The sequence below is a fragment of the Nonomuraea aurantiaca genome, from assembly GCF_020215705.1.
Taxonomy (GTDB): domain Bacteria; phylum Actinomycetota; class Actinomycetes; order Streptosporangiales; family Streptosporangiaceae; genus Nonomuraea; species Nonomuraea aurantiaca.
Genome location: NZ_JAIWNB010000019.1, coordinates 117850 through 144846, shown reverse-complemented (window position 1 = coordinate 144846; position 26997 = coordinate 117850). Strand labels below are relative to the sequence as shown.

Genomic DNA, 26997 nt, shown 5'->3' with positions numbered 1-26997 from the left:
AGGCCGCAGCATGCGCGAAGGGGTACGGCGGGCTTTCGCCGTACCCCTTCAAAAGCGCAAAAACGCTGAAAAGTCAGACCTGGACGCGACGCTCCACAGCGTTGACGATCTCGGCGATCGCCTCCTCCACGGACACGCCGTTCTTCTGCTCGCCGTTGCGGTAGCGGAACGAGACCGCCCCGTTGGCGATGTCGTCGTCACCGGCCAGCAGCATGAACGGGACCTTGGACTTCTGGGCGTTGCGGATCTTCTTCTGCATCCGGTCGTCGGCCGTGTCGACCTCCACCCTGATGCCGCGCTCGCGCAGCTTCTTGGCCACGTCCTGCAGGTAGGGGATGTGCGCGTCGGCGATCGGGATGCCGGCGACCTGCACGGGGGCCAGCCACGGAGGGAAGGCGCCCGCGTAGTGCTCGACCATCACGCCGAAGAAGCGCTCGATCGACCCGAACAGCGCCCGGTGGATCATGACGGGCTGCTTGCGGGTGCCGTCGGCCGCCTGGTATTCGAGCTCGAACAGCTCGGGCAGGTTGAAGTCGAGCTGGATCGTCGACATCTGCCAGGTGCGGCCGATGGCGTCACGTACCTGCACGGAGATCTTCGGCCCGTAGAAGGCCGCGCCGCCCGGGTCGAGCACCAGCTCCAGGCTCTCGGCCTCGGCGACCTCACGCAGCGTCTGAGTCGCCTCCTCCCACGCGTCGTCGGAGCCGACGAACTTCTCCGGGTCCTTGGTGGACAGCTCCAGGTAGAAGTCTTCGAGGCCGTAGTCGCGCAGCAGGTCGAGGACGAAGCGCAGCAGCGAGGTCAGCTCGTCGCGCATCTCCTCGCGGGTGCAGTAGATGTGCGCGTCGTCCTGCGTCAAGCCGCGCACCCGGGTCAGGCCGTGGACGACGCCCGACTTCTCGTAGCGGTAGACGGTGCCGAACTCGAACAGCCGCAGCGGCAGCTCACGGTAGGAACGCCCCCGGGCCCGGAAGATCAGGTTGTGCATCGGGCAGTTCATCGGCTTGAGGTAGTAGCGCGCACCCTCGAGCTCCATGGGCGGGAACATCCCGTCGCGATACCAGTCGAGGTGCCCCGAGACCTGGTACAGCTTCTCCTTGGTGATGTGCGGCGTGTTGACGAACTCGTAGCCCGCCTCCTCGTGCCTGCGCCGCGAGTAGTCCTCCATCACCCGGCGGATCACGCCGCCCTTGGGGTGGAAGACCGCCAGCCCGGAGCCCAGCTCGTCGGGGAAGGAGAACAGGTCGAGCTCGGCGCCCAGCTTGCGGTGGTCGCGCTTCTCGGCCTCCTCCAGCATCTTGAGGTAGGCGTCCTGCTTGTCGCGCGACTCCCACGCGGTGCCGTAGATGCGCTGGAGCTGCGGGTTCTTCTCGCTGCCCCGCCAGTAGGCGCCGCCGGAGCGCATGAGCTTGAAGGCCGGGATGGACCTGGTGGACGGCACGTGCGGGCCGCGGCAGAGGTCCTTCCAGCACAGCTCGCCGGTCTTCGGGTCGAGGTTGTCGTAGATGGTCAGCTGGCCCGCGCCGACCTCGACGCTCTCCTCCTCGAGCGAGCCGCCCTTGAGCCCGATGAGCTCGAGTTTGTACGGCTCCCCCGCCAGCTCCTCGCGGGCCTCGTCGTCGGAGACGGCCCGGCGGGAGAACAGCTGCCCCTGCTTGACGATGTCGCGCATGCGCTTCTCGACACGCTTGAGATCGTCGGGGTGGAACGCCTGCTCGACGTCGAAGTCGTAGTAGAAGCCGTTGTCGACGGGCGGCCCGATGCCCAGCTTGGCCCCGGGGAACAGCTCCTGCACCGCCTGCGCCATGACGTGGGCGGTGGAGTGGCGGACGATGGCCCGGCCCTCGTCGCTGGAGACCTCGATCGGCTCGACGACGTCGCCCTCGGCGACCTCGTGGGCCAGATCGCGGGCCTCGCCGTTGACCCTGGCGGCGATGACGGTGCGGCCGTCCGCCTCCAGCGCGTCACCGGCCGTCGTGCCGGCCGCGACCACACGCTCGGCTCCGGCGAGGGTGATGCGTAGCTCGGCTGACACGGTGACTCCCTTGGATAGCACTGTTGGTGGTGAACACCGATGCTATCGCGGGTGAAACCCCAGCCTCGTCAGGTCTTCCCGGCTCCCGTGGAAGACGTTGCGGTCCAGCGGGCTGTTCGCGTATTGGTGAATTGTCCACTGGCCCCATGGACTGGGCACCAGCGGCTCGCCGCAGGGTTTCTCCGGGTTGGCGATCCACAGCGGATAGTCGCCGAGGCCCGCGCAGTTACCCGCGCGGGCGAACCACGGGAAGGTGTAGACGAACGGGCGCACGCCGCCGTGCCGCTCGACGTAGCGGCACCAGCGGCGGGCGTAGCGGGCGACCTGCTCGGGCCGGATCCCGTCGTTGCTCTCCAGGTCGAGCGCGACCAGGTCGCCGCGGCGGAACCCGCCCGCCGCCCCGACCGCGCCCAGGAAGTGGCGGGCCTGCTCGTGGGGGTCGCCCTTCGGGCGGGCGAAGTGGTAGGCGCCGCAGACGATCCAGCTCTCCCGCATGCCCTGCCAGTTGCGGGCGAAGTACGTGTCGGTGTAGTCGCCGCCCTCGGTGGCCTTGGCGAAGGCGAACGCTACCCCGGCTCCCGCGTGGTCGGTCCAGTCGACGGATCCTTGCCAGTTGGACACGTCTATGCCATGCAGCAAGCGCTTCACCTTGCGGGAGTTTATTCGGATGCCTCCCGGTCATCCCACCGGCGCGCCGATCAAAGCCGATTCGAGCCCATCCCAGCCGATGCCAGCCGGTCCGAGCCCATCCCAGCCGGTCCCGGCCGATCAGAGGAGTGTCTTGAGGAATGCCCTGGTGCGTTCCCGATGGGCGAACTCGGAGGCCACGAACTCCGTCACCCCGGCCTTGGCCAGGGCGTCGATCTGGGCGCGCACGCTGTCCTCGTCGCCGACGATCGCCACGTCACCGGGACCGGCCGCGCCCTCCCGGTCGAGCATGGCCCGGTAGGAGGGCAGCTGCCCGTATATGGAGAAGATCTCGTTGGCGCGGGCCCTGGTGGCGTCGACGTCGTCGGTGACGCTGATCGGCAGCGAGCAGACCACGCGCGGCGCGGGCCGCCCGGCTTCGCCCGCGGCGGCGGTGATGGTGGGCGCGACGTGCTCGGCGACGGTCTTGGGGCCGGTCATCCAGAGCACGGTGCCGTCGGCGACGGTGCCGGCCAGCTTGAGCATGCGCGGGCCCAGGGCCGCGATCAGCACCCGCACCCCCGCTCCCGGCGTGGTGAGCCGGGCGTGGCCCTTGAGGGTCTCGCCGTCGTAGTCGACCTGCTCGCCGCGCGTGGCCGGCATCAGGATGTCCAGATATTCCGTCATGTGCCGGCCCGGCCGCTCGAAGCTGTAGCCGAACATGTTCTCGATGACCATCTGGTGCGACAGGCCGATGCCGAGCGACAGCCGCCCGCGGACCGCCGCGTTGACCGTCATGGCCTGCTGGGCGAGCGCGAGGGGGTGACGCGGGAAGGTCGGCACCACGGCGGTGCCGAGCTCGATGCCGGGCACCTGGCTGCCGATCACGGCCAGCGTGGTGAGGGCGTCGAGGCCGAAGATGTGGGACAGCCAGGCGGAGGCGAAGCCGTCGTCCGCCGCCTTGGCGAGCTTGTCGCGGAGCCCGCCCAGCGGGTCCGGATCCTGAGATTCGTTCAGGAGCAGTCCGATACGCATGGCAACCGAACTCCATTCTAGTGACTGACGCGAGTCTAGCCGAGCCTCGCCGGGCGGCCACTCGTAAAGTGGCCTCATGAGCCACGAACGCGCCGGACAACCCGCCCAGCCCGCCGACCTGGTCGACGTCGCCAAGCTGGTCACCGCCTATTACGCCCTCCACCCCGATCCCGGCGAAGTGGCGCAGCGGGTGGCGTTCGGCACCTCCGGGCATCGTGGCTCGTCGCTGAACACGGCGTTCAACGAGGATCACATCCTCGCCACCAGCCAGGCCATCTGCGAGTACCGCCACGCCCAGGGCACGGACGGGCCGCTGTTCCTCGGCATCGACAGCCACGCGCTCTCGGAGCCCGCGCGGGTGTCGGCGATGGAGGTGTTCGCGGCCAACGGGGTGCGGGTCCTCATCGACAGCCGCGGCGGCTACACGCCGACGCCCGCCGTCTCGCACGCGATCCTCACCTACAACCGCGACCGCTCCACCGGTCTGGCCGACGGGGTGGTGATCACACCGTCGCACAACCCGCCGGCCGACGGCGGCTTCAAGTACAACCCGCCGCACGGCGGGCCGGCCGACACCGACGCCACGACCTGGATCCAGGACCGGGCCAACCGCCTGCTGGCCGGGGGCATGAAGAACATTCTCCGCGTTCCGTACACGAGGGCCCTGCGGGCGGACACGACCGGGCGCTACGACTTCGTCGGCGCCTACGTCGGCGACCTGCCCTCGGTCCTCGACCTCGACGCGATCAGGTCGGCGGGGGTACGCATCGGCGCGGACCCCCTCGGCGGGGCCAGTGTCGCCTACTGGGGGGAGATCGCCGAGCGGCACCGGCTCGACCTGACCGTGGTCAACCCGCTGGTGGACCCGACCTGGCGGTTCATGACGCTCGACTGGGACGGCAAGATCCGGATGGACTGCTCGTCGCCGTACGCCATGGCCTCGCTCATCGCCAACAGCGGCAAGTATCAGATCTCCACCGGCAACGACGCCGATGCCGACCGGCACGGCGTCGTCACGCCCGACGGCGGGCTGATGAACCCCAACCACTACCTGGCCGTGGCGATCTCCTACCTCTACGCGCACCGCGACGGCTGGCCCGCGGGCGCCGGAGTGGGCAAGACGATGGTCAGCAGCAGCGTCATCGACCGCGTGGCGGAGTCGCTCGGGCGGCGGCTCTACGAGGTCCCTGTGGGCTTCAAGTGGTTCGTGCCGGGGCTGCTGGACGGCTCGCTCGGGTTCGGCGGCGAGGAGAGCGCCGGGGCCTCGTTCCTGCGCCGTGACGGGTCGGTGTGGACGACGGACAAGGACGGCTTGATCATGGCGCTGCTGGCGTCGGAGATCCTCGCGGTCACGGGGCGCTCGCCGAGCGAGCACTACAAGGAGCTCACCTCCCGGTACGGCGAGCCGGCGTACGCCCGGGTCGACGCGCCCGCGACGCGGGAGGAGAAGGCGGTGCTGGGCAAGCTGTCGGCCGACCAGGTCACGGCGACGTCGCTGGCCGGCGAGCCCATCACCTCGGTGCTGACGGCGGCGCCCGGCAACGGGGCGGCGCTGGGCGGCGTGAAGGTGTCGACGGAGAGCGCCTGGTTCGCGGCCCGGCCGTCGGGGACCGAGGACGTGTACAAGATCTACGCCGAGTCCTTCAAGGGGCCCGAGCACCTGGCCGAGGTCCAGAAGGAGGCCCGCTCCCTGGTCTCGGACACCCTGGGCTGAGGCCCGATCGCCGCGCGCCCGGCCTCCCGCCGAGGCCTGGTCGAGGCGGGGCGGGCGGGCGGGGCTGCGGGTCAGGTCAGTTCGCGGCCGGGCCGGGTGTCCACGCGGGTGCGGCCCAGGTCGGCGCGGCGGCCCGCCTCGACGCCGGCGCGGTAGCCGGTGCCGCTGGTGCGCGGCACGCTGAGCCGGATGCGCGGGTAGTGCGCCGCCACCACCCGCTCCACCTCCGCCCGCCGGTCGGCCAGCACCAGCGCGGTGCTCGCGGCGGGAGCCCGCTCCTCGGCCCGCGTCTCGGCCTCGCGCAGCAGCCGGTACACCTCGTCGGTGAACCCGAGCAGCCACGATCGCCGGTACGCGCGGATCGCGGTGTCGGGCGGCCGTGGTGCCCGGGCCAGTCCCGTGGCCATCTGCAGCAGCAGCGAGGTGGCCAGCACGTCGGCCCGTTCGAGGTCGGCGGCGAAGCCGAAGACGTGCACCCGCTGCCCGCCGTCGCCGCGCCCGATGAGCAGCGGCCGGCAGCGCAGGGCCTGCGCGACCAGGCTGACGAGGCGCGCCTTCTCCCGGGCCCACGGGTTGGGCAGGGTGACGATCCGGTCGCCGGGCGCCTGGCGGGTGTCGGCGGGGTCGAGGGAGTCGATGCCGTACTTGGCCATGAGCGACGCCGCCGCCGCCATGAACGTGGCCCGCTCGTGCTCGTTGTCCGTGCGTTCGGCCTTGGCCAGGAGCTTTCTGACCCGTTCGAGCGTGCGCTCCCTCAACCGGCCCCCCTGGCTCAGGACTTGGTGGTCAGCATCCGCCCGTCGTCGGCGATGGCCGGGAAGGCGCCTGTGTCCACGATGCCGTGCTGTTGGTACAGAGCCTCGATGAGCGCGTGCGCCTCGGGCTCCAGCTTCCACAGGGCACGATACTGGCGGGCGGCGGGCAGTGAGAGGCCGATCTCCTGCGCGATGTCGATCGTGCGCGGCACGATGCCCTTGGCGATCTGCCTGTCCCAGTAGTCGCGGGCCGAGCGCATCAGCGCGGCCCGCTGGGCGGTGTCGACGACCTGCGGCGTGGTGTCGAACACCTGGACGTCCTCGTCGTCGTCCTGGACGAGTTCGACCAGCGCGGGCGGCAGGGCGGGGCGGGCCGGCACGGGGTGGTGGTCGGCCTCCGGCTCCCAGGGCACGCGCGGGTCGGCGTCGATGAGGGCGGAGGTGTTGTACAGGGCGGCGATCTGGGCGAGCAGCGCCTCCTGGCGGCCCTGGTCGACGGCCAGCCCGGTGTGCTCGACGGCCTGGTCCATGGCCTTGTCGAGCTTGGCCAGCGCGCCGCGCATCTTGCGCTCGGACGCGCCGCCCTCGCGCAGCGACTTGGCCCGCTTGGCGGCCAGCGCGACGCGGGTGAGCCTGCGGTGGGCGTCGACCTCGCTCGCGGTACGGTCGCTCACCTCGGCCAGGCCCACCCTGACCAGCAGCCGTTCGGGGGTGAGGCGCCAGTTGATGCGGCCGGTGCCCCTGATGCGGTGCCGCTCGATGGCCATGCCGCGCTCCCACAGCCACGCGGCGACCAGCGGGGCCGCGAGCCGGAAGACGGCCTCGGGCAGGCTGCGCGCGTCCATGCTGGACAGTACGGCGGTCAGGCAGGTCAGCGCCCACACGGCGATGCCGTCGATGCCGGCGGAGAAGTTCTCGCGCATGTTGCGGCGCGCCCGTACGGCCGAGGTGATGATCGCGACCTCGATGAAGGCGAACAGCAGCAGCCGCAGCGGCCCGTCGAGGCCGAGCACGTCACCGGAGAAGCGCCACATGCCCTGGGCGGAGACACCGGTGGCGATGGAGGCGGCCACGACGGTCAGGACGTCCTCGATGGGACGTGGGGCGATATAGCGCGAGACGACCCAGGCGAGAGCCCGCCAGACGACCCTGAGTATCAGGTAGGCGAGCACCAGCCCGGCCAGGCCCAGCAGCGCTATGACCGCGGTGGCGAACGGCTTGTCGGCGACGAAGGCAGCTATTTCCTCGAATGTGGTGGGCATCAGTCACTATCCGTGAGGCTCAAACTCCGCTTATAGCGAGATCATCGCAGAATGTGGCGTACCTGTACGCCAAACGGCCTCTGCCGCCCCGCTTTGCCCACGTTTACCACAATCCTCCCCCACCCCAGGAGACCTCGCGTTCATGAAGGTTGTGACGCAGAATGGAGCCGGTTGGCCTAGGAGGCCCCGAGGAGGCCCCGAGGAGGCTTCGTGAGCAAGCGATCGCGCAGGCGCCGTGCTCTCACCAGTGGGGCTCCGAGCTGGCTGCCCGGGTTCGGTCCGGGCGAGCCGCACGGCCCCGACGACGAGGATTTTCCGTTCGACGAACCGGGCGGAGGGGAAGGCGGGGTGCGCGAGCCACGCCGACCCAAACCGGCGCCGCCGTCGCTGGTGGCGCAGGCCCCGTTGCCCGAGCCTCCGGTCTGGGCGCGCGACCGGTCGATCCCACCTCCGGACGAGGTCACGAGGACGCCGGCGCTCGGCTGAGACCGGCCGGATCGCGGCCTGCGGGTGGGACCATCTATGTAGGGATTTATCCCAACAAAGTGTGATGTATCCCAGCAGGACGGATTTCGATGGCAGACTCAGAGTTCCCGCTCGTCCAGTTCATGCGCGAGGGCTTCGACCCGGTGGCCGAGCTCGACCGCATCCGCACCGAGCAGCCGGTGTTCCCGATGTCGATCCCGGGAGACCAGACGGTCTATCTGGTCACCCGCTACGACGACGTGCGCAGTGTGCTCGCCGATCACGAACGGTTCAGCAACGACTTCGGCAACGTGCTCGGCCTGGGCACCAACCAGGAGGATCCGGGCGGCCTCGGCTTCCGCGACCCGCCTGAGCACACCAGGCTGCGCAAGTACCTGACGCCGGAGTTCACCATGCACCGCCTGCGCAGGCTGGAGCCGCGCATCGAGGCCCTGGTGGAGGAGTGCCTGGACCGGATGGCGGCCAACGGGCCGGCCGCCGATCTGGTGGAGTCGTTCGCGCTGCCGATCCCCTCTCTGGTCGTGTGCGAGCTGCTGGGTGTGCCGTACGAGGAACGGTCCGAATTCCTGAAGATCAGCACGAACCGTTTCGACCTCACCGCCGGGCCCGAGGCGTCCCTTCAGGCGATCAACGACGCGATGGCGTACCTGACGGACCTGGTCGCCCGCGAACGGCTGAACCCCGGCGACGGCCTGCTCGGGCAGCTGCTGCGCGACCACGGCGACGACCTCGACGACCGGACGCTGGCCAGCATGGCCGACGGCCTGCTCACCGGCGGCCACGACACCAGCACGAGCATGCTCGCGCTCGGCACGCTCTGGCTGCTGGAGAACCCCGAGCAGGCCGCCCGGGTACGCGAGGACGACCGCTACACCGAGCAGGTGGTCGAGGAGCTGCTGCGCTACATGACCGTCGTGCAGGTGGCCTTCCCCCGCTTCGCCCGCGAGGACCTGGAGCTGTTCGGCCACCCGATCAAGAAGGGCGAGATGGTGCTCTGCTCGCTCACGGCGGCCAACCGCGACCCCCACCTCGGCGAGGGGATCGAGGAGGTGCGGCCGGAGCGCCCGACGGCGGGCTCGCACCTGGCGTTCGGCCACGGCATCCACCGCTGCGTCGGGGCGCCCCTGGCCCAGATGGAGATGCGGATCGCCTTCCCCGCCCTGCTGCGGCGTTTCCCGGGGCTCCAGGTGGCCGGTGAGGTGCCGTTCAGAAAGCTTGCCATCGTCTATGGCGTGGAGAAGCTACCCGTAGCGTGGTAGAGCGGTTACGTTCACAGAGTGAACGAGCCCGTCATCGACCTGACCGCGATCAGCGCCATCGTGTTCGACACCGACGGCGTGGTCACCGACACCGCTCGGGGGCACGCGGCCGCCTGGAAGCATGTCTTCGACGCGTTCCTGCGCGGCCGCTCGGCGCCTTTCGACATCCGCGACGACTACCTGCGGCATGTCGACGGCCGTCCGCGCCTGGACGGCGTCCGTACCTTCCTCGCCTCACGCGGCATCACGCTGCCGGAGGGCGCCCCCGACGACGAGGCGGGGGCGCCCACCGTGCACGGCCTGGGCCTGGCCAAGGACCGCCTGTTCATCGCGCAGGTGGACAAGTACGGGGTGGCCGCCTTCCCCTCGACCGTGGCGCTGCTGCACGAGCTGCGCCGGCGGGGCGCGCGCACGGCGGCCGTCTCCGCCAGCCTGCACGGCCGTCGGCTGGTCGGCTCGGCGGGCGTGCTGCACCTGTTCGACGTGCTGGTCGACGGCAACGACGCGGCCCTGATGAACCTGCCGGGCAAGCCGGACCCCGCGCTGTTCCTGGAGGCGGTGCGCCGCCTGGCGCTGCCCGCGCCCAAGGCGGCCCTGGTGGAGGCCACCCTGCCGGGCATCGAGGCGGGCCGCAAGGGCGGCTTCGGGCTCGTCGTCGCGGTCGACCGGCACGGCGAGACCACCGAGCTGAGCGCGCAGGGCGCCGACGTGGTGGTGAAGGACCTCGGCGAGCTGGCCGTGCGCGGCAGGGTCCTACCCTTTACTTCGTGACGGTGCTCATTGATCCCCCAGCCTGGCCGGGGCCGCGCGGCCTCATGTGGTCGCACCTGGTCAGCGACAGCTCCCTGGACGAGCTGCACGCCTTCGCGCTCCGGCTCGGCGTGCCGGAGCGGGCCTTCGACCGGGACCACTACGACGTGCCGGAGACCGTGCACGCCCGTGCCGTGGAGCTGGGCGCGGAGGCGGTCAGCTCGCGGGAGCTACTGCGCCGTCTCATCGCCGGGGGTCTGCGCCGCCGCAAGCGCCACTAGCTCGGCGCTCATGTTGGCCCGTGCGCGCTCCTCCCACAGCGCGTACGCCTCGTCCGTCCGATAGAGCCGGGGTACGGCCAGGAGCCTGCGCAGGACCGCGGCCCGCCCCTGGCGGAAGAGCTCGTCGGGCACGTGCGCGTACTCCTGGCGGATCCGTGCCGTGTACGGCTCGTAGTCCGGACCGCCCAGGACCGCCAGGTCGGCGTCGCACAGGACGGCGCCGTCGCGGTCGCCCTCGGCCAGCGTGTCGTGCGCGGCTGTCAGCCGTACCAGCCTGGCCACCTCGGCGACCCGGCCGGCGGGCACGCCGCAGCGGGGCAGCCGCGCCTGGGCCAGCTGGGCGCTGCGCTCCTCGTCCCAGCCCGGCCGCCCGTCGTAGACGGCGTCGTGGAACCAGGCGGCCAGCCGCACCGCGACGGGGTCGGCGGCGGCGTCCACGAGCCGGTCGATGGCGGCGAGCACGGCGGCGAGATGGGCGAGCGTGTGGTAGCGGCGGTGCGGCTCGGCCCAGCGGGCGACCAGCTCCGCTCCGGTGGCCCTGGCCGCCGGAGAGTCCGCCACCAGGGTGAGCCAGTCCTCGCGCATGGACACCACCGTAGATCACCCCACCCGGCGACCCAGGCGCAACCCAAGGGGCGCGCACTCATCGGAGGCGCGTGTGTGCGGGCTGTATACCGGGATTTACCGGCTTGATAGCGTTCTGGGCATGAAGCCGACGGCGAGGGATCCCCGGCGCCTGCCTCGTTGGCAGGAACTGCGCGCCGTACTGCCGCCCCGGCCGCACCCGTTCCCGTCGCGGGCGCGGCGCCTGGCCGCGGTGGCCGATCTGGCGGACATGCGGCGGCTGGCGTGGCGGCGCGCGCCGCGGGTGGTGTTCGACTACGTCGACGGCGCGGCCGAGGCGGAGCGGTCGCTGGCCAGGTCGGTGGCGGCGTTCGCGCGGGCCGAGCTGCGGCCGCGGGTGCTGCGGGACGTCTCCGAGGCGCCCACGGCGGTGGAGGTGCTCGGCAAGCGGATCTCGATGCCGGTCGTGCTCGCGCCCACCGGGTTCACCCGGATGATGCACCGCGACGGCGAGCGGGCCGTGGCCAGGGCGGCGGCGCGGGCGGCGGTGCCGTACACGCTGTCCACGATGGGGACCACGACGCCCGAGGACGTGGTGGCGGCGGCGCCGGACGGCTGGAACTGGTTCCAGCTCTACGTCGTGCGCGACCGGGGGCGCAGCCAGGAGACGCTCGACCGGGCCCGTGAGGCGGGCATGGACGTGCTGGTCGTCACCGTGGACGTGCCGGTGGCCGGGGCGCGGCTGCGTGACGTGCGGCACGGCATGACGATGCCGCCCGCCCTGCGCTGGCGTGGCGTCCTGCAGGCGCTGAGCCGTCCGGCCTGGTGGTTCGACTTCATCACCAGCGAGCCGCTGCGCTTCGCCACGGTCGACGGCGCGCCGGACGACCTGGCGGGGATCACGAACCTGATGTTCGATCCGACGGTGACGCTGCGGGATTTGGAGTGGATCCGGTCGGTCTGGCCGGGCCGGCTGCTGGTCAAGGGCGTGCAGCGGGTGGACGACGCCAAGGATCTGGCGGCCGTGGGAGTGGACGGGCTGGTCGTCTCCAACCACGGCGGGCGGCAGCTGGATCGCGCCCCCACCCCGCTGGAGCTGCTGCCCGAGGTGGTGGCCGCGGTCGGCGACCGCACGGAGGTGTTCCTGGACGGCGGGGTGCGCAGCGGCGCGGACATCGCCATCGCGGTGGCGCTGGGCGCGCGGGCCTGCTTCGTCGGCCGGGCCTACCTGTACGGGCTGATGGCGGGCGGTGAACCCGGCGTGGACCGGGTACTGGCCCTCCTGCGCGCCGAGCTGGTCCGCACGCTGCAACTCCTGGGTGTGGGCGGCGTCGAGGGGCTCGACCCCGACTGCGTACGCCTGCGTTAGGAACGCGGCCCCGACCTGGTACGGATCGCGGAGCCGCGTCCAGAAATGACCGTTTCCCGGTTTACGGTCTGGTTACGGCGGATGAATTCCTCCCCGTAACCCTTGGCAGTCCACCCGCCCGACACCTATCGTTCAGTGCAATGCCACACATTACTGATGAAGAGCTGGTGTCCGAGCACGTCAAGCCGGTCGCCGTCCGCATCGTGGGCGGCCTGCTGCATGCCTGGCAGCTCAGGAACAGCGCGGCCACGGTCCCCCACGCCATCGAGCGGCTGCGCGCCGCCGGGAACGTGGACAACCTCAGCCGTCTGCTGGTGGACGACCCGCCCCCGTACCGGGGCCGCTACCCGTTCCTCGACACCGACCTGTACAAGACGCTCGAAGGGCTGGCGTACGAGCTGGCCACGGGCACGGCGGCCGAGCCCGTACGGGAGTTCTACGAGGAGGTCGTCGGGCTGCTGGAGCGGGTGCAGGCGGACGACGGCTACCTGAACTCCTTCTTCCAGGACCCGGCCGCCGCCAAGAAGCCGTGGGAGGACCTGGCCTGGGGGCACGAGCTGTACAACCTGGGCCACCTCATCCAGGCCGCCGTCGCCGCCGCCCGGCACCTGGGCGACCGGCGGTTGCTCCAGGTGGCGGTCAGGTTCGCCGACCTGGTCGTGGCCCGCTACGGCGAGGGCCGCGAGGAGGCCGTCTGCGGTCACCCGGAAGTGGAGATGGCGCTGGTCGAGCTGTTCAGGGAGACTGGCGAGCGCGCCTATCTCACCCAGGCCCGGCTGTTCGTCGACCGCCGTGGCCACGGGCACCTGAAGCACAGCATCTTTACCGCCGAGTACTTCCAGGATCACCTGCCCTTCCGCGACCTGCCCTCGGTGACCGGCCACGCCGTGCGCATGGCCTACCTGGCCGCCGGCGCGACCGACGTGTACCTCGAGACCGGGGACCGCTCGCTGTTCGAGGCGCTGGAGCGGCTGTGGGACGACATGGTGGCCACCAAGCTCTACATCACCGGAGGACTGGGCAGCCGCCACTCCGACGAGGCCATCGGCGACCGGTACGAACTGCCGTCCGAGCGCGCCTACAGCGAGACCTGCGCGGCCATCGGCACCATGCAGTGGGCGTGGCGGATGTTCCTGGCCACCGGGGGCGCCAAGTACCTCGATGTGTTCGAGCGGATCCAGTACAACGCCTACGCCGTGGGCCTGTCGGCCGAGGGCACCGCCTTCTTCTACGACAACCCGCTCCAGCGCCGCCCCGACCACGAGCAGCGCAGCGGCGCGGAGGACGGCGGCGACCCGCTGCGCCGGCCGTGGTTCGGCTGCCCCTGCTGCCCGCCGAACATCGTGCGCTGGATGACCCAGCTCGGCGAGCACATGGCCGCCGAACGAGACGGCGCGCTGCTGATCGCCGCCTACGCCGCGGCCAGGATCGACACCGAGGCGCTCGGGCTGACGATGGAGAGCGACTACCCGTGGGACGGCGACGTGCGCCTGGTCCTCGACCGGGCGCCCGACGGGCCGTACACGATCATGCTGCGCGTGCCGGGCTGGGCGAAGGGCGTGACGGTCACCGTCAACGGCGCGGCGGCCGACGTCGCCGCGCGGGACGGGTGGCTGAGCGTCGAGCGGGTCTGGCGCGCGGGCGACGAGGTACGCCTGAGCCTGCCGATGCCGGTCAGGGCGCACGGCTCGCACCCTCACCTCGACGCGACCCGGGGCGCGGCCAGCCTGGCGCGCGGCCCGCTGGTGTACTGCGTCGAACAGCAGGACTGCCCTGTGGACGTCGACGACCTGGTGCTACCACGGACTGTTAACGCCAACGCTGTTAACGCCAACACCGCCACGTCGGAGGGCGCGGTCGTCCTCCAGGTGAAGGCGGCCACGGCACCACCGCCGTCCGCGGAGCTCTACCCCGAGCTGCCGCAGGAGCGGGCGTTCCCGGAGACGACGGTCACCACGACCTTCGTCCCGTACTTCATGTGGGGCAACCGTAGCCCCGAGGCCATGCGGGTGTGGGTCCGCAGTGCGTGACCCCCACCCAGTGGATTGATTCAGAAAGAAGGCGACATGAGGAGATCGGCTGCGCTTTCGGGCGTCGCGGTGAGCGCCGTGCTGGCGCTCGCGGCCTGCGGGGGCGGCGGCGCCGCCCCCTCCACCTCCACCGGATCCGGCTCGTCCGGCTCGTCCGCGAAGCCCGCCACCGGTGGCACCGTGCACTTCCTGACAAAGGCGGACTTCTCCCACCTGGATCCCGCCCGCGGCTGGGACGGCGGCGTCAACAACTTCTACCGGCTCATCTACCGGAACCTGACCACCTTCGGCGCGGCCCCCGGCGCGGAGAGCACGAAGATCGTGCCCGACCTCGCCACCGACACGGGCAAGCCGTCCGACGGCGCCAAGACCTGGACCTTCACCCTCAAGGACAACCTGTTCTTCGAGGACGGCACGCCGATCAACAGCGAGGCGGTGAAGTTCGGCGCCACGCGCGGCTTCGACCCCGAGGCGGGGATCGGCTCGCCGTACGCCAAGCTGCTCCTCGACGCGCCCAAGGACTACAAGGGCCCGTACGTCTCCGGCGACCTCGACACGATCGAGACTCCTGACGCCAAGACCATCGTCTTCCACCTCAAGAAGCCCTTCGCCGACTTCCCCAGCGCCCTGGCCATGGCCAACTTCATCCCCTTCCCCAAGGGCACCGGCGCCGCGGCCGCGTTCGACACCAAGCCGATCGCCTCGGGGCCGTACAAGGTGGCCAGTTACAACCGCGGCTCCTCGCTCAAGCTGGTGCGCAACCCGCAGTGGAAGGCCGAGACCGACAGCGTCAGGTCGGCCAAGCCGGACGCCTGGGAGTGGACGTTCGGGCTGGACGCGGCCACCATCGACGAGCGCATGCTGGCCGGACAGGGCACCGACGCCGACGCCGTCGGGAGCACGATCCAGGCGGCGACCGTGGCACGGGTGCAGACTCCGCAGCTCAAGGCGCGCTCGCTGAGCGGGCTCAACGGCTGCACCACCTACATGGGCCTGAACACCACCAAGAAGCCGCTCGACGACGTGCGGGTGCGCCAGGCGATCAACTACGCCATCAACAAGGACACCGTGGTGGCCGGGATGGGCGGGTCGAGCCTGGCGGCCAAGGGCACCTCCATCCAGCCGCCGACGGTCGCCGGCCGGGTCGACTACGACCTCTATCCCACCGACGCCGAGGCGGCCCGCAAGCTGCTCGCCGAGGCGGGCCTGGCCAACGGCTTCAGCCTCACCCTCGACACCCGGCCGGACCCGAAGATGGCGGCGGTCGCCGTGGCCGTCCAGGAGGCGCTCAAGGCGGTGAAGATCGACGTCAAGATCAACAACATTGACACCTCCACGTTCTACGAGGTGATCGGCACACCCGCGCAGCAGCACGACGCCGCCGTCACCGGCTGGTGCCCCGACTGGGCGTCCGGCGCGACGTTCCTGCCGCCGTTGTTCGACGGCCGCAACATCACCGCCAAGGGCAACGCGAACCTCGCCCAGATCAACGACAAGGCGATCAACAAGCGCATCGACGAGATCGCCGCGATGACCGACGTCACGGCCGCGAACGCCGCCTACGGCGAGCTGGACAAGGAGATCATGAAGCTGGCGCCGATCGTGCCGCTGGCCTATGAGAAGTACGTCATCGTCTCTGGCGCCAACATCGCCGGCGCGTACCAGTCCTACGCCTTCTCCGGGGGCATCGACCTGGTATCCGTCGGGCTGGCCAAGCCGGGCAAGTAGCCGAAGATGACCACCACCACTGTCCTCCCAGCGGCGGGCGCCCCCGTGGCGCCCGCCACCTCGGCCCGGCGGGTCGCCGGCGCGCTGCTGCACGACTGGGCGGCCGTGCTCAGCACGGCCTTCCTCGTGCTGATCCTGCTGATGGCGATCTGCGCGCCGCTGATCTCCGCGATCACCGGCCACGGGCCGAACGACTTCGACAGCGCGGCCATCGACACCGACCTCGGCGGGCTGCCACGCGGCTCGCTGGGCGGGATCAGCGCCGACCACCTGCTCGGTGTGGAGCCGCAGAACGGCCGCGACATCCTGGCGCGCATCGCGTACGGCGCGCGCGTCTCGCTGCTGATCGCGGCCGCGGCCACCGCGCTCACCACCCTGCTCGGGGTGGTGCTCGGCATGCTGGCCGGCTTCTACCAGGGCTGGGTCGACCAGGTGATCTCCCGGATCATGGACTTCCTGATGGCCTTCCCCGCCCTCATCTTCATGATCGCGATCCTGTCCTCGCTGCCGACGGGCAACCGGTCGGTGCTGCTGGTGGTGGTGATCAGCGTCTTCGGCTGGCCGTATCTCGCCCGCGTGGTGCGCGGCCAGACGCTGACGCTGGTGAACAGGGAGTTCGTCGAGGCCGCCCGGGTGTCGGGCGCCTCGACGGGCGTCCTGGTGTTCAGGGAGATCCTGCCGAACCTGCGCAGCTCGCTGATCGTGATGACCACGCTGGCCGTGCCCGGCTATGTCGGCACCGAGGCGGGGCTGTCGTTCCTGGGCGTCGGCGTGACCCCGCCGACACCGTCCTGGGGGCAGATGATCTCCAGCTCGGTGGGCTGGTACGCCGTGGACCCGATGTACTTCGCGGTGCCCGGCGCCTTCCTGTTCTGCACCGTGCTGTCCCTGACCGTGCTCGGGGACCGCCTGCGTGCCGCCTTCGACGCCGGGGAGGCCTCCTGATGGCGCGTTATGTCGCCGGGCGGTTCGCCGGCATCGTGGTGATCCTTTTCCTGGTCTGCCTGTTCACCTTCGTCATCTTCTTCACGCTGTCGCCGGATCCGGCGCTGATGATCTGCGGGAAGACGTGCACGCCCGAGCGGATCGACCAGATCCGCGGGGTGCTCGGGCTCGACCAGCCGTACTTCACCCAGTTCTGGACGTTCCTGACGGCCATCTTCGTCGGCCGGGACTACGGCTCGGGGGCCAACCTGATCCACTGCGCGGCCCCGTGCCTGGGCTACAGCTTCCAGACCAATCAGTCGGTCTGGGAGATGGTCGTGGACCGGCTGCCGGTCAGCGCCACCGTCGCGATCGGCGCCGCGGTGCTCTGGCTGCTGATCGGCATCCTGGCCGGGCTGCTCAGCGCGGTGAAGGAGGGCACCTGGTGGGACCGTACCGCGATGGGGCTGGCTCTCGGCGGGTCGAGCATCCCCAACTACGTGCTGGCCTTGGCGCTGCAGTACGTGCTGGTGGTGTGGCTGCAGATCCTGCCCTTCCCGTCGGCGGTCTCCTTCTCCGACGGCCCGGTGCTGTGGTTCCAGTCGTACCTGATGCCCTGGGTCGTGCTGGCCACCGGCTACGCCTGCCTCTACGCGCGGCTGACCAGGGCCAACGTGATCGACACGCTGGCGGAGAACTTCATGCGCACGGCCCGGGCCAAGGGCCTGCCGCCCATGCTCACCATGCGGCGGCACGCGCTGCGGCCCGCGCTCACCCCGATCGCCACCATCTTCGGGATGGACTTCGCGGCCCTGCTGGGCGGCGCGCTCATCACCGAGACGGTCTTCGGCCTCAACGGGGTGGGCAAGATGGCCGCCGACTCGATCGCCAAGAACGACCAGCCGGTGATCATGGCGGTGACGCTGCTCGCCGCGTTCTTCGTGGTGGTGGGCAACCTGGTGGTCGACCTCGTCTACACCACGCTGGACCCGAGAGTGAGGATCACCGCGAAATGAGTGACCTGCTTGTCGTGGAGGACCTCACCGTCACCTTCCCCACCACGCGGGGGCCGGTGGACGTCGTCAAGGACGTCTGCTTCACCGTCGGGAGCGACGAGACCGTCGGCATCGTCGGCGAGTCCGGTTCGGGCAAGTCGATGACCAGCCTCGCGATCATGGGGCTGCTGCCCCGGGGGGCGGTGACCCGGGGCAGCATCCGGCTGGACGGCACCGAGCTGCTCGGCCGCGGCGACAAGGACATGCGCCGGATCAGGGGGAACCAGGTCTCGATGGTCTTCCAGGACCCGCTGTCGTCGCTGAACCCGTACTACACCGTGGGCCTGCAGATCGAGGAGGTCTACCGGGCCCATAAGGGCCGCTCGCGCAAGGCCGCGCGCAAGGTCGCGATCGAGGCGCTGGAGCAGGTGGGCCTGCCCGACCCGGAGCGGCGGGTGGACTACTACCCGCACCAGTTCTCCGGCGGGCAGCGGCAGCGCGTCATGATCGCGATGGCGCTGGTCTGCTCCCCCGCCCTCCTCATCGCCGACGAGCCGACCACCGCGCTCGACGTGACCGTCCAGGCGCAGATCCTGCGCCTGCTCGCCGACCTGCGGCGGGAGAGCGGCACCGGGATGGTGTTCATCACCCACGACCTCGCGGTGATCAGCTCGATCGCCACCCGCGTCCTGGTGATGTGCCGGGGCGAGCAGGTCGAGTACGGCACCGCCGAGCAGGTCTTCTCCGATCCGCGGCACGACTACACCCGCATGCTGCTGGACAGCGTCCCGCGCATCGACGACTCCCCCATCGACGAGGTGATGTCATGAGCGAGCCCCTGTTGAGGGCGAACGAGCTGACCAAGCGGTTCGTCAGCCGCGGGCCGCTGGGCAGCAAGGCCGAGTTCGTCGCGGTCGACGGAGTCAGCTTCGACGTCCGGCCGGGCGAGACGCTGGCCGTGGTGGGCGAGTCGGGCAGCGGCAAGTCGACGACCGCCCGCATGGTGGCCAGGCTGACGGAGCCGAGCGCGGGCACCCTGGAGTTCGAGGGCGAGGACATCACCACCGCGAAGGGGGCCACGCTGGCCCGCTACCGCGCCAACGTGCAGGTCGTCTTCCAGGACCCGTTCTCCTCGCTCAACCCCCGCCACACGGTCGAGCGCATCCTGATGGCACCCCTGGTGTACCAGGGGATCCCCCCGACGGGCGGGAAGCGGGCGCACGCCAGGGAGCTGATGGAGCGGGTCGGGCTCGACCCGGGCCACTCCCAGCGCTACCCCGCGCAGTTCTCCGGCGGCCAGGCCCAGCGGATCGGCATCGCCCGCGCGCTGGCCGTGCACCCCAAGCTGGTCATCTGCGACGAGGCGGTGTCCGCCCTGGACGTCTCCGTGCAGGCCCAGGTCATCGAGCTGCTGCGGCGGCTGCAGGCCGAGAGCGGCTTCAGCTACATCTTCATCGCCCACGACCTGGCCGTCGTCCGGCAGATCGCCCATCGGGTGGCGGTCATGAGCAAGGGCAGGATCGTCGAGCAGGGCCCGGTCGAGAGCGTCTTCGGCGACCCCCAGGACCCGTACACCCGGACGCTCCTGGCCGCCATCCCCCGCATCAACCCCGAATGGGACCGCAGGCGCCGTGAAGGGAGCCCCCGTTGACCACGTACACGATTCCCGGGATGCGCGTGCGCGACCACGTGGTGGAGGTGCCGCTCGACTGGTCCGCGCCCGGCGGGGAGACCATCACGGTGTTCGCCCGGGAGCTGGCCGATCCGGTGCGGGCGGCCGAGGACCTGCCGTGTCTGCTCTACCTGCAGGGCGGTCCCGGCGGCAAGGGCCCGCGCCCGATCACCACGAACGGCTGGCTCGGCCAGGCGCTCAAGACGCACCGGGTGATCCTGCTCGACCAGCGCGGCACCGGGCGCAGCTCGCGGATCGACGGGCGGGTCATGAGCGCGTTCGGGAGCGCGCGGGCGGCCGCCGACTACCTCAGCCGCTTCCGCGCCGACTCGATCGTCGCCGACGCCGAGCACCTGCGTACGACCGTCTTCGGCGGCCGTCGCTGGGAGACGCTGGGCCAGAGCTACGGCGGGTTCCTCACACTGACGTACCTGTCGCAGGCGCCGCAGGGGCTGAGCGCCTGCTACGTCACCGGGGGGCTGCCCGGCCTGGAGCCGGACGCGGCGGAGGTCTACCGGCGCACCTATCCCCGCGTCGCGGCCAAGAACGCCGAGTTCTACCGCCGCTACCCGCACCACGTGGAGACCGCGGGCCGCCTGGCCGACCGGCTGGCCGAGCAGGACGTACGGCTGCCCGACGGCGACGTGCTCACGGTACGGCGGCTGCAGTCGCTCGGCATCGACTTCGGCATGAAGCCGGGCTACGAGCGCATGCACTGGCTGCTCGACGAGGCGCTCGACGGCGAGCACGTGACGGACACCTTCCTGCACCAGGTACTGGCCCGCTCCTCCTACAGCGACAACCCGCTGTTCGCCGCGCTCCAGGAGAGCATCTACGGCTCGGGCCCCGGAGCCACCGGCTGGGCCGCCGAACGCGAGCGGGCCCGCCACCCGGCCTTCGCCGAGTCGGCCCGGCCGCTGCTGTTCACCGGGGAGATGATGTACCCCTGGATGTTCGCCGAGATCCGGGCGTTGCGCCCGTTCCGCGCGGCCGTGGAGCTCCTGGCCGAGCGGGCGGACTGGCCGCCGCTCTACGACCCGGTACGCCTGGCCGCCAACGAGGTTCCGCTGGCCGCCGCCGTGTATTACGACGACATGTACGTAGATTCCGGCCTGCAACTGGACACCGCCGCCCGCATCGGCAACGCCCAGGCGTGGGTCACCAACGAGTACGAGCACGACGGCCTGGGCGAGGACCGCGTCTTCGCCCGGCTGACCGGACTGGTACGTGACATCGGAGGAGGCATCACAGGTGACTGACGGCAGGCCCCCCAAACTTCTGGACATCCCCGCGTTCACTGACTACATCGGCAAGGGCTGGGACATCCCCGACCGCACCCCGACCGTCGTCCCCGGCGCCGCCGAGGCCGCCGCCGCCCATCGGGCCCGGCTCGGCGCCGCGCTGCCCGGCCGGACCGTCGTGGTGGCGGCGGGCCAGGCGCCGGTGCGCAGCAACGACACCTCCTACGACTTCCGTCCCGGCAGCGACTTCTACTGGCTGACCGGCTGCGTGGCCGAGGACGCCGTGGCGGTGGTCAGGGACGGCGACGCGGTCGTCTACCTGCCCGTCCCCGCCTATCCCGGCGAGCCGGGCTTCTTCGCCGACGCCGCCCACGGGGAGCTGTGGGTGGGCGCCGCTCCCGGACTGGCCGAGTGGTCGGCGGCGCTGGGCGTGCCGGTCAGGCCGCTGGCGGACTTCGACGGCACGGTCTCCACCGACGACGAGATCGCCCGGGTGCTGGCCGAGCTGCGCATGATCAAGGATGACTGGGAGATCGGCCAGCTGAGGGAGGCCGTGGACCGGACGGTCGAGGGGTTCGCCGCCGTGCTCGCCGAGATCCCCACCGCGGTGGCCGGACCGGGTGAGCGCTGGCTGCAGGGCACCTTCGACCGGTACGCCAGGGCGTACGGCAACGGCCCCGGCTACGCCTCGATCGTGGGCAGCGGCCCGCACGCCCCGACCCTGCACTGGGTGCGCTGCGACGGCCCGGTGCTGCCGGACGAGCTGCTGCTGCTCGACATGGGCGTGGAGGTACGCAGCCACTACACCGCCGACGTCACCCGCACCTTCCCCGCCTCCGGCGCCTTCTCCCCCGCCCAGCGCCAGGTGCACGACCTGGTGGAGCGGGCGCACCGGGCGGCGCTGGCGCAGGTCGCCCCCGGCCGCCGGTTCACCGACTTCCACCACGCCGCGATGGAGGTCATCGCGCGGGGGCTGGACGACTGGGGGATGCTGCCCGTCTCGGTGGACGAGGCGCTGTCGGAGCGCGGCCAGCACCACCGCCGCTACCTGATCTGCGGCATCGGCCACCACCTCGGCCTGGACGTGCACGACTGCGCCAAGGCCGCGCCCGAGGCCTACCAGGGGGCGCTCATCGAGCCGGGCATGGTGTTCACCGTGGAGCCCGGCCTGTACTTCCACGCCCACGACCTGACCGTGCCGCCCGAGCTGCGCGGGATCGGCGCGCGCATCGAGGACGACCTGCTGGTGACGGCGGACGGCATGGAGGTGCTCTCGGCCGAGCTGCCCCTGTCGGCGAGCGGCCTGGAGGACTGGATGAAGTGACCCCGGCCTACGCCTCGTCCGCGCGTCGCAGGACGCCCTCCACGGCGGCCAGGGCGAGCGTCTTGTAGCCCACCGAGTCGAACAGGACCGTGATCCGGTCCGGCTCGCGGCGCATGACCGTGCCCCGTCCCCATGCCTGGTGCTCGACCTTGGCGTGCAGCGGGTACGGTCCGTCGCCGGTCGCGATGGGCTCCTGGCCGTCCTGGCAGGTGTCGCAGGTCCGGCAGGCGGTGTCGTACGGCTCGCCGAAGTACTCCAGCAGGAAGCGGCGGCGGCACCCGGTCGTCTCCGCGTAGCCGCGCATCATGTCGATCCGCGAGTCGTCGACGCGGTGCCGGATCTCGTCGAGCTCCACCGCCCGCGCGGCGGCCTGCTCCGGCGGCGGCCCGCCCGGCACGTAGCGCAGGTCGCCGGAGTCGGTGACGGTCACCGCCTCGGCCTGCTCCAGCAGGTTGACCAGGCTCGTCAGCTGGGAGGCGCCCACCTCCAGCAGGGCGCGCAGCTCGGTGACGGGCACGATGCCGCCGTGCTCCTTCACCAGCGTCGCCACCCGCAGCAGCGCGTCGGCGTCCGCCCGGCCGCTGGCGAAGAAGCGGCGCAGGCCGAGATCCTCCGGCCGGTAGAACAGCACGGCGTGGGCGGGCCGTCCGTCCCGGCCCGCCCGGCCGATCTCCTGGTAGTAGGCGTCGGGCGACTCGGGCGGGGACGCGTGCAGCACGTAGCGGACATCGGCCCGGTCGATCCCCATCCCGAACGCCGACGTGGCCACCACGGTGTCCACCTCGCCCGCCGTGAAGAGCGCGTGCACCCGCGTCCGCTCGGCCGCCCGCATCCCGGCGTGGTACGGCTCCGCGTGGCGGCCCATCCCGGTCAGCAGCGCGGCGTACTCCTCGGCCTCGCGCCGGGTGGCGACGTAGACCAGGCCGAGCCCGTCGAGGGAGGCGGCGTGCTCGGCCAGGGCACGGATCTTGTCGTCGTCGCCGACGAACCGGCGCACCTCCAGCCGGATGTTGGGCCGGTCGAACCCGCGGACGATCTGCACCGGGTCCTTCAGGCCGAGGGAGCGGACGATCTCCTCCCGGACGTTCGGCGCCGCCGTGGCGGTCATCGCCACCACCGGCGGGTGCCCCAGGCGCTCGATGACCTTGCCCAGCCGCAGGTAGTCGGGGCGGAAGTCATGCCCCCACGACGAGACGCAGTGGGCCTCGTCGACCGCGATGAGCGACGGCCCGGCCTTGGCCAGCTGGGCGACGACGTCGGGCTTGGCCAGCTGCTCGGGCGACAGGAACACGAACTCCGCCTCCCCCGCCGTGACCTTCTCCAGCCCCGCCTTGACCGAGGAGGTGGAGTTGACCGCCACGGCCCCGCCCGCGTCGGCCTTCTCCAGGCCCATCACCTGGTCCCGCTGCAGCGCGATGAGCGGCGAGACGACCACGGTGGGACCGTCGCGCAGCTGCGCGGGCACCTGGTAGACCGCCGACTTGCCGGCCCCGGTCGGCATGACCAGCAGCACGTCACGCCCGTCGAGCAGGTGCTCCATCGCCTCCTGCTGGCCCGGCCGCAGGTCCTGCCAGTCGAAGGTCTGCCGCGCCGTGGCCCGCAGCCGCCGTCCCTTCCGCCCGAACCGGCTGTTGAGCCTCGCCCGTAATCCCATACGCCCCTCCTGTTAGTGGGCGGCCAGTACCCGCTGCCGCGCTCACCGAACGCCGGCCGTCGAACTCAGCGTGGCGCCCACTCGGGCTGCCAGCCGGGACGATGGCGGTAGCCGTAGGCGAGCAGCCGCAGCGTGTCGCAGGGCCCGTCGTCGTCTGTGTGGCCGTCCCCGTCTCCGTGCGCGGCGATCAGGCGCAGCTCGGCGGCGCAGCGGGCCGTGACGTCACGGGGATCGTGGCGGGCGATGTGCACGGCGTCCCTCATGGACGGGGCGTGACCGGCGTCGCCGGTGATGCAGACCGCGCCCCGGAAGGCCGACGGGTCGCCGAAGCCGACGAACTCCTGCCCGTTGGTCATGGTGACGAAGTCGTCGCCGTCGTACCACTCCCTGGTGGGGTCGTAGGACCACGGGCCGGGAGTCGCCGCCTCGGCCGTCGCGTTGTCGCCCTCGATCGTGGCGCGCAGCCAGGACAACAGGTCGTAGGTCAACGCTCTCCCTCAGTCGGCCCCGGCATAGGTCCATCCGCCCTCGTGCCGGACGAAGCGGCTGTGCTCTTCGATGCAGCCCGCCTCGCCGTTGTCGGTGTAGTGGGCCCGGAAGCGGACGGTGCCCTCGGTGTGGACGACGCTGCCCCCGGTGGTCTCCAGGATCTCCAGCCGGGTCCAGCGTGTCCCCCGGTCGAGGTCGAGGCGGGCCGGGCGGGCCGCCGGATGCCAGGTGCGCAGCAGATATCCGGCGTCGCCGACGCTGAAGGCGCTGAACCGGGACCGCATGAGCGCCTCGGCCGTGGGCGCGGCGGCCAGGCCTCGGTGCAGCCGCCCGCAGCACTCGCCGTAGGTCGCCGGCAGCCCGCACGGGCACGGGGCGGAGGCGGATGTCGAGTCACGTCGCGGCACGCCTCTCATTCTGCCCGGTGCCGGGGACCGTCAGCGCCCGCGCAGGATCAGGCGCAGCTGCCTGCCGGACCGCTTGCGCCCGAACGCCTCCCGTTCGTTGGCCTGGGGGAAGGGCTCGTCCGGGACGGGCGTCCCGAGGAAGGCGCACAGCGGCTCCCATCCCTCCCGGACGTCGAAGACCAGCAGCCGCGCGGCCGGGATCGCCGCCTGGACCTCGGCGAGGTGGCGTTCGAAGACCTTCATGACGTACGCGGGATCGTCGATGCGGCCGTCGAAGACCCGGTCCATGACGGTCGCCCTGGCCATGCGCGGGTAGAGGGCGAAGTCCGGCGCCCGGCGCGCCACCAGCCACCGGATGATCCGGCGGCGGATCGGCACCGGGCGGCGCTCGGCCAGGGCGCCTGCGAAGATGGTCTGGCTGACGCTGTCGTACCACCGCCGCGGGTCGCGGACGGTGAGGATGACCTTCGCATCGGGATAGTGCTCGGCCAGCTCCCGCCAGTAGGAGGCGGCGGGCCAGTCCACTGCCGACCGGAAGCCGGTGAGCAGCTCGTCCCAGTCGCGGGTGCGGCCCTCCCCCACGTCGAGCCACTGGCGGACCCGGTACGGCTCCGCTATGACCGTGGACATGTGGTAGCAGGGGCCGTACCCCAGCAGTTCCAGCGCCGCCTTCAGCGAGCTCGTGCCCGTCCTGCCGAACCCCGCGCCGATCACCTTCACCCTCGCGCTCCCTTCCGCCTCTGATCGGCCTCTGATCCGCGGTGCCTAACGTCACGGTGGACGGCAAGCCGGTTATATGACCAGATACATGTCGCAGCCGACCGCCGCAATGGTGAGGAGCCGACCATGCTGTTCCCGTACCCCCTTCTCGACGCGCTGCGGGACGCGCCCGGCAGCGCGGCGTTCGAGCACGGATCCCGGACCGTCTCACGCGGTGAGCTGCTGGAGATGATCCGGCGGCTGGCCGGCGCGCTGGCCGACGCCGGGCTCGGGCCCGGCCGGGGCGTCGCCATCCGCACCGCGGTCTCGCCGGAGGCGTTCGCCGCACACATGGCCGCGCACGCGCTGGGCTGCCGCGTGGTGGGCGTCCGGCCCGGCTACCCCGCCGCTCAGCTCGCCCATGTGCTCGGGATGGGGGTCGACGTCCTGCTGGTCGACAGCGCAGCACCCGAGGCATCGCTTCCCGTCCTGTCCTGGGAAGGGCTTCCTGTCCTGTCGTTGGAAGAGCTGCTGGCCCGCGCCCACGGCGGCCGCCCCCTCACCGTCACGGCGCGCCCGGATGACGTGGCCGCCCTGACCTTCACCAGCGGCAGCACCGGGCGGCCCAAGGGCTGCGCGATCACCTACCGCGCGCTGAGCGAGCACTGGGCGTGGCAGCCCCGCGTGTGGGGCCCGGTCGCGGCGGCGCTCGCCGATTCGTTCGGGCGTTACCTGCTGTTCGGCACCCTGGCCAGCATGGTCGTCATGGAGTTCCTGGCGCCGTGCCTGCTGGGCGGCGGGACGGCGGTGATCCCGGAGGACGACGGGCGGCCCGTCTTCCCGTACGCGATCGAGCGTCACCGGATCACCGGCTCCATCATCACCGTGCCCCGGCTGTACCAGATGCTCCGCCTGCTCAAGGATGACCAGGTCGACGTCGGCAGCCTGCGCGGGCTGATGGTCTCCGGCTCCCCGATCAGCCCGTCCCGGCTGGCGGCGGCGGTGGAACGACTCGGCCCGGTCGTCTACCAGGGCTACGGCCAGACCGAGGCGGGCAACATCACGATGCTCACGCCCGCCGACCTCGCCCGAGGCCACACGGCCTCGGTGGGCCGCCCGCATCCGGGGGTCGAGATCAGCGTCCGCGACGAGGAGGACCGGGAGGTGGCCACGGGAGAGACCGGCGAGATCCACGTACGCAGCCCGTACCTGATGTCCGGCTACTGGGGACAGCCGGAGGAGACGCGAGACACGCTGCGGGACGACCGGCTGCGCACCCGCGACCTGGGCTACGTGGACGAGGAGGGCTTCCTGCACCTGGTCGGCCGGACCCGGGATGTGATCATGGTGAACGCGATGGTGGTGTACGCGGGTCCGATCGAGCGGGTGCTGGCCGGGCATCCCGACGTGGACGAGGCGTACGTGGCCGGGGCGCCGGACGAGCTGACCGGGGAGGCCGTACACGCGTTCGTGGTGCCCGCCGCCGGGCGGACGCCGGACGGCGACGCGCTGACCGCCCTGGTACGCGCCGAGCTCGGCGACGACAGCGTGCCCCGGACGGTCACGGTGGTGTCGGCCGTCCCGGTCGCCGCCAGCGGCAAACCGGACAAGCGCGCCCTGCTGGACCGGCACGGCGGGCGGATGCTCTGAGCATTCTCTGAGAATCACCCGCCAACACTGAGGTCGTCCGTTTCATG

The 26997-nt window shown here is 71.4% G+C and carries 25 protein-coding genes; 15 read left to right on the top strand and 10 right to left on the bottom strand.

The window, feature by feature from the left end:
- Positions 1 to 73 precede the first annotated feature (73 nt).
- The 3 genes from thrS to LDL49_RS36325 form a co-directional block, all read right to left on the bottom strand.
- Positions 74 to 2035: a threonine--tRNA ligase gene (gene thrS / locus LDL49_RS36335; RefSeq protein ID WP_372470508.1), complete on the bottom strand. Its 1962-nt coding sequence runs from the start codon at positions 2033 to 2035 to the stop codon at positions 74 to 76.
- Positions 2036 to 2077: 42 nt separating this feature from the next.
- Entirely contained in the window at positions 2078 to 2674 is a 597-nt protein-coding gene (locus tag LDL49_RS36330) for a glycoside hydrolase family 25 protein (RefSeq protein WP_225298145.1), read from the bottom strand.
- A 129-nt stretch (positions 2675 to 2803) separates the two neighbouring features.
- Entirely contained in the window at positions 2804 to 3697 is an 894-nt protein-coding gene (locus tag LDL49_RS36325) for an LLM class F420-dependent oxidoreductase (protein WP_225298143.1), read from the bottom strand.
- Between the two features lie 76 nt (positions 3698 to 3773).
- On the opposite strand from LDL49_RS36325, the gene pgm reads away from it, so the two are divergent.
- On the top strand, positions 3774 to 5411 hold the full coding sequence (gene pgm / locus LDL49_RS36320) for a phosphoglucomutase (alpha-D-glucose-1,6-bisphosphate-dependent) (protein WP_225298141.1): 1638 nt from the start codon (positions 3774 to 3776) through the stop codon (positions 5409 to 5411).
- A 71-nt stretch (positions 5412 to 5482) separates the two neighbouring features.
- Here pgm and LDL49_RS36315 read toward each other — a convergent pair whose 3' ends face one another.
- Positions 5483 to 6169 (bottom strand): DUF2786 domain-containing protein, encoded by a 687-nt coding sequence (locus LDL49_RS36315; protein WP_225298139.1) that lies wholly within the window; start codon positions 6167 to 6169, stop codon positions 5483 to 5485.
- A gap of 14 nt (positions 6170 to 6183) precedes the next feature.
- Positions 6184 to 7428 (bottom strand): hypothetical protein, encoded by a 1245-nt coding sequence (locus LDL49_RS36310; protein ID WP_225298137.1) that lies wholly within the window; start codon positions 7426 to 7428, stop codon positions 6184 to 6186.
- Between the two features lie 210 nt (positions 7429 to 7638).
- Here LDL49_RS36310 and LDL49_RS36305 point away from each other — a divergent pair, with 210 nt between their 5' ends.
- From LDL49_RS36305 to LDL49_RS36290, 4 genes are all read left to right on the top strand, one after another.
- The gene (locus LDL49_RS36305; protein WP_225298135.1) at positions 7639 to 7914 is read left to right on the top strand and encodes a hypothetical protein; all 276 of its coding nucleotides are present in this window, start codon (positions 7639 to 7641) and stop codon (positions 7912 to 7914) included.
- A gap of 89 nt (positions 7915 to 8003) precedes the next feature.
- Positions 8004 to 9173, top strand: coding sequence for a cytochrome P450 (locus LDL49_RS36300; protein WP_225298133.1), 1170 nt, complete (start codon positions 8004 to 8006; stop codon positions 9171 to 9173).
- Between the two features lie 18 nt (positions 9174 to 9191).
- A complete protein-coding gene (locus tag LDL49_RS36295) occupies positions 9192 to 9944 on the top strand; it encodes an HAD family hydrolase (RefSeq protein WP_225298130.1) in 753 nt (250 codons plus the stop codon).
- A complete protein-coding gene (locus tag LDL49_RS36290; RefSeq protein WP_225298128.1) occupies positions 9941 to 10204 on the top strand; it encodes a DUF4031 domain-containing protein in 264 nt (87 codons plus the stop codon). The genes LDL49_RS36295 and LDL49_RS36290 overlap by 4 nt, the downstream gene beginning before the upstream one ends.
- Here LDL49_RS36290 and LDL49_RS36285 read toward each other — a convergent pair.
- Positions 10154 to 10789 carry an HD domain-containing protein gene (locus LDL49_RS36285; protein ID WP_225298126.1) on the bottom strand — a complete coding sequence of 212 codons (636 nt, stop codon included), beginning with the start codon at positions 10787 to 10789 and terminating at the stop codon, positions 10154 to 10156. The genes LDL49_RS36290 and LDL49_RS36285 overlap by 51 nt on opposite strands.
- Positions 10790 to 10910: 121 nt before the next feature.
- Here LDL49_RS36285 and LDL49_RS36280 point away from each other — a divergent pair, with 121 nt between their 5' ends.
- The 9 genes from LDL49_RS36280 to LDL49_RS36230 all read left to right on the top strand — a co-directional run bounded on the left by LDL49_RS36280 (position 10911) and on the right by LDL49_RS36230 (position 22051).
- Positions 10911 to 12137, top strand: coding sequence for an alpha-hydroxy acid oxidase (locus LDL49_RS36280; protein WP_225298124.1), 1227 nt, complete (start codon positions 10911 to 10913; stop codon positions 12135 to 12137).
- Positions 12138 to 12277: 140 nt separating this feature from the next.
- The gene (locus LDL49_RS36275) at positions 12278 to 14167 is read left to right on the top strand and encodes a glycoside hydrolase family 127 protein (protein WP_225298122.1); all 1890 of its coding nucleotides are present in this window, start codon (positions 12278 to 12280) and stop codon (positions 14165 to 14167) included.
- Between the two features lie 36 nt (positions 14168 to 14203).
- The gene (locus LDL49_RS36270; RefSeq protein WP_225298120.1) at positions 14204 to 15895 is read left to right on the top strand and encodes an ABC transporter substrate-binding protein; all 1692 of its coding nucleotides are present in this window, start codon (positions 14204 to 14206) and stop codon (positions 15893 to 15895) included.
- A 6-nt stretch (positions 15896 to 15901) separates the two neighbouring features.
- On the top strand, positions 15902 to 16840 hold the full coding sequence (locus LDL49_RS36265; RefSeq protein WP_225298119.1) for an ABC transporter permease: 939 nt from the start codon (positions 15902 to 15904) through the stop codon (positions 16838 to 16840).
- The gene (locus LDL49_RS36260) at positions 16840 to 17835 is read left to right on the top strand and encodes an ABC transporter permease (RefSeq protein WP_225298117.1); all 996 of its coding nucleotides are present in this window, start codon (positions 16840 to 16842) and stop codon (positions 17833 to 17835) included. The genes LDL49_RS36265 and LDL49_RS36260 overlap by 1 nt, the downstream gene beginning before the upstream one ends.
- On the top strand, positions 17832 to 18644 hold the full coding sequence (locus LDL49_RS58655; RefSeq protein WP_225298114.1) for an ABC transporter ATP-binding protein: 813 nt from the start codon (positions 17832 to 17834) through the stop codon (positions 18642 to 18644). The genes LDL49_RS36260 and LDL49_RS58655 overlap by 4 nt, the downstream gene beginning before the upstream one ends.
- Positions 18641 to 19465 (top strand): ABC transporter ATP-binding protein, encoded by an 825-nt coding sequence (locus LDL49_RS58650; protein WP_308016237.1) that lies wholly within the window; start codon positions 18641 to 18643, stop codon positions 19463 to 19465. Before LDL49_RS58655 ends, LDL49_RS58650 begins: the two co-directional genes overlap by 4 nt.
- Positions 19462 to 20745 (top strand): alpha/beta fold hydrolase, encoded by a 1284-nt coding sequence (locus LDL49_RS36235; RefSeq protein WP_225298112.1) that lies wholly within the window; start codon positions 19462 to 19464, stop codon positions 20743 to 20745. The genes LDL49_RS58650 and LDL49_RS36235 overlap by 4 nt, the downstream gene beginning before the upstream one ends.
- Positions 20738 to 22051 (top strand): aminopeptidase P family protein, encoded by a 1314-nt coding sequence (locus LDL49_RS36230; RefSeq protein ID WP_225298110.1) that lies wholly within the window; start codon positions 20738 to 20740, stop codon positions 22049 to 22051. The genes LDL49_RS36235 and LDL49_RS36230 overlap by 8 nt, the downstream gene beginning before the upstream one ends.
- 7 nt (positions 22052 to 22058) lie before the next feature.
- On the opposite strand, the gene LDL49_RS36225 is transcribed toward LDL49_RS36230, so the two are convergent.
- The 4 genes from LDL49_RS36225 to LDL49_RS36210 form a co-directional block, all read right to left on the bottom strand.
- On the bottom strand, positions 22059 to 23705 hold the full coding sequence (locus tag LDL49_RS36225) for a RecQ family ATP-dependent DNA helicase (protein ID WP_225298108.1): 1647 nt from the start codon (positions 23703 to 23705) through the stop codon (positions 22059 to 22061).
- Positions 23706 to 23770: 65 nt separating this feature from the next.
- Positions 23771 to 24193 (bottom strand): DUF6221 family protein, encoded by a 423-nt coding sequence (locus LDL49_RS36220; protein WP_225298106.1) that lies wholly within the window; start codon positions 24191 to 24193, stop codon positions 23771 to 23773.
- A gap of 9 nt (positions 24194 to 24202) precedes the next feature.
- A complete protein-coding gene (locus tag LDL49_RS36215) occupies positions 24203 to 24610 on the bottom strand; it encodes a YchJ family protein (RefSeq protein WP_372470507.1) in 408 nt (135 codons plus the stop codon).
- A gap of 21 nt (positions 24611 to 24631) precedes the next feature.
- Positions 24632 to 25321 carry a sulfotransferase family protein gene (locus LDL49_RS36210; RefSeq protein ID WP_225298102.1) on the bottom strand — a complete coding sequence of 230 codons (690 nt, stop codon included), beginning with the start codon at positions 25319 to 25321 and terminating at the stop codon, positions 24632 to 24634.
- A 126-nt stretch (positions 25322 to 25447) separates the two neighbouring features.
- Between LDL49_RS36210 and LDL49_RS36205 the strand changes: the two genes are divergently transcribed.
- The gene (locus tag LDL49_RS36205) at positions 25448 to 26950 is read left to right on the top strand and encodes a class I adenylate-forming enzyme family protein (RefSeq protein WP_225298100.1); all 1503 of its coding nucleotides are present in this window, start codon (positions 25448 to 25450) and stop codon (positions 26948 to 26950) included.
- Positions 26951 to 26997: the final 47 nt, after the last annotated feature.

Bases quoted from the DNA above. Each gene is read 5' to 3' on its own strand.
- LDL49_RS36325 (WP_225298143.1), bottom strand. From the start codon at position 3,697: ATGCGTATCGGACTGCTCCTGAACGAATCTCAGGATCCGGACCCGCTG.
- pgm (WP_225298141.1), top strand. From the start codon at position 3,774: ATGAGCCACGAACGCGCCGGACAACCCGCCCAGCCCGCCGACCTGGTC.
- LDL49_RS36310 (WP_225298137.1), bottom strand. From the start codon at position 7,428: ATGCCCACCACATTCGAGGAAATAGCTGCCTTCGTCGCCGACAAGCCG.
- LDL49_RS36300 (WP_225298133.1), top strand. From the start codon at position 8,004: ATGGCAGACTCAGAGTTCCCGCTCGTCCAGTTCATGCGCGAGGGCTTC.
- LDL49_RS36285 (WP_225298126.1), bottom strand. From the start codon at position 10,789: ATGCGCGAGGACTGGCTCACCCTGGTGGCGGACTCTCCGGCGGCCAGG.
- LDL49_RS36280 (WP_225298124.1), top strand. From the start codon at position 10,911: ATGAAGCCGACGGCGAGGGATCCCCGGCGCCTGCCTCGTTGGCAGGAA.
- LDL49_RS36275 (WP_225298122.1), top strand. From the start codon at position 12,278: ATGCCACACATTACTGATGAAGAGCTGGTGTCCGAGCACGTCAAGCCG.
- LDL49_RS36270 (WP_225298120.1), top strand. From the start codon at position 14,204: ATGAGGAGATCGGCTGCGCTTTCGGGCGTCGCGGTGAGCGCCGTGCTG.
- LDL49_RS36265 (WP_225298119.1), top strand. From the start codon at position 15,902: ATGACCACCACCACTGTCCTCCCAGCGGCGGGCGCCCCCGTGGCGCCC.
- LDL49_RS36260 (WP_225298117.1), top strand. From the start codon at position 16,840: ATGGCGCGTTATGTCGCCGGGCGGTTCGCCGGCATCGTGGTGATCCTT.
- LDL49_RS58655 (WP_225298114.1), top strand. From the start codon at position 17,832: ATGAGTGACCTGCTTGTCGTGGAGGACCTCACCGTCACCTTCCCCACC.
- LDL49_RS58650 (WP_308016237.1), top strand. From the start codon at position 18,641: ATGAGCGAGCCCCTGTTGAGGGCGAACGAGCTGACCAAGCGGTTCGTC.
- LDL49_RS36225 (WP_225298108.1), bottom strand. From the start codon at position 23,705: ATGGGATTACGGGCGAGGCTCAACAGCCGGTTCGGGCGGAAGGGACGG.
- LDL49_RS36215 (WP_372470507.1), bottom strand. From the start codon at position 24,610: ATGAGAGGCGTGCCGCGACGTGACTCGACATCCGCCTCCGCCCCGTGC.
- LDL49_RS36205 (WP_225298100.1), top strand. From the start codon at position 25,448: ATGCTGTTCCCGTACCCCCTTCTCGACGCGCTGCGGGACGCGCCCGGC.